Below are 1,446 nucleotides of genomic sequence, written 5' to 3'. Positions count from 1 at the left end.
TGAGGAAAGCCGCCGATGAAGATCCTTGTCCCCGTCAAACGAGTCGTCGATTACAACGTTAAGATCCGCGTAAAATCGGATGGTTCAGGCGTTGAGCTTGCGAATGTGAAGATGTCGATGAACCCGTTCGACGAAATCTCGGTGGAAGAGGCGCTGCGCCTGAAGGAAGCGGGCAAGGCCGAAGAGGTCGTGGTCGTCTCCATCGGCCCGGCCAAGGCGGAAGAAACGCTGCGCACCGCGCTCGCCATGGGCGCCGACCGCGCCATTCTGATCGAGACCGACGAGACGGTCGAGCCGCTCGCCGTCGCCAAGCTTTTGAAGGGCGTTGCCGAGGCCGAACAGCCCGGCCTCGTCATCGTCGGCAAGCAGGCGATCGATGACGATTCGAACCAGACCGGCCAGATGCTGGCAGCATTGCTCGGCTGGGGCCAGGGCACCTTCGCCTCCAAGGTCGTACCGTCCGACGGCAAGGTCGCAGTCACCCGTGAAGTCGATGGCGGTCTGCAGACGGTTGAACTGAAGCTTCCCGCCGTCGTCACCACCGATCTTCGTCTCAATGAGCCGCGTTATGCGTCGCTGCCGAACATCATGAAGGCGAAGAAGAAGCCGCTCGACAAAAAGTCGCCGGCCGATTTCGGCGTCGATGTTTCGCCGCGCCTGAAGGTGCTGAAGACCGAAGAGCCGGCAGGCCGCAAGGCCGGCATCAAGGTCGGCTCGGTTGCCGAACTGGTCGAAAAGCTCAAAGCCGACGGCGTCCTCTAAGGTTTCGGAAAAGGGAGATATTCTTATGGCCATTCTTCTTCTGGCAGAACACGACAACGCAACCCTTTCCGACCTGACGGGCAAGACGCTGACGGCGGCAACGCAAATCGGTGGCGACGTCCATGTTCTCGTCGCCGGTTCCGGTGCAAAGGGCGCAGCTGACGCAGCAGCGAAACTCTCCGGCGTTTCCAAGGTGCTGCGCGCCGACGACGCGTCCTATGCCAATGCGCTGGCAGAACCGCTGGCGGCGCTGATCGTTTCGCTCGCGCCTTCCTATGATGTCATCATCGCGCCGGCCACCGCCTCGGCCAAGAACGTGACGCCGCGCGTTGCGGCGCTTCTCGACGTGGCCCAGATCTCGGAAATCATCGAGGTCGTCAGCCCTGACACCTTCAAGCGGCCGATCTATGCCGGCAACGCCATCCAGACGGTGCAGGCGACCGATGCGAAGAAGGTCATCACCGTGCGTCCGACCGCCTTTGCAGCCGCCGCCGAAGGTGGTTCGGCAGCGGTTGAAACCATCGGCGCTGCCGCAAACCCCGGCCTCTCCAGCTTCGTTTCCGATGCTCTGGCATCGTCCGACCGTCCGGAACTGACATCGGCCAAGATCATCATCTCGGGTGGCCGCGCGCTCGGTTCGTCGGAAAAGTTCAGGCAAGTCATCCTTCCCGTCGCCGACAAGCT

The 1,446-nt window shown here is 62.0% G+C and carries 2 protein-coding genes; both read left to right on the top strand.

What is annotated here, in order from left to right:
- Positions 1–15: 15 nt before the first annotated feature.
- Entirely contained in the window at positions 16–762 is a 747-nt protein-coding gene (locus L904_RS21985; protein WP_020012152.1) for an electron transfer flavoprotein subunit beta/FixA family protein, read from the top strand.
- A gap of 25 nt (positions 763–787) precedes the next feature.
- Positions 788–1,446 (top strand): electron transfer flavoprotein subunit alpha/FixB family protein (locus L904_RS21980; protein WP_020812700.1); only part of this gene is annotated, 659 nt, incomplete at its 3' end.

The organism is Agrobacterium sp. LY4 (assembly GCF_001526585.1).
Lineage (GTDB): Bacteria > Pseudomonadota > Alphaproteobacteria > Rhizobiales > Rhizobiaceae > Agrobacterium > Agrobacterium leguminum.
This window is presented reverse-complemented; position numbering and strand designations above follow the sequence as displayed.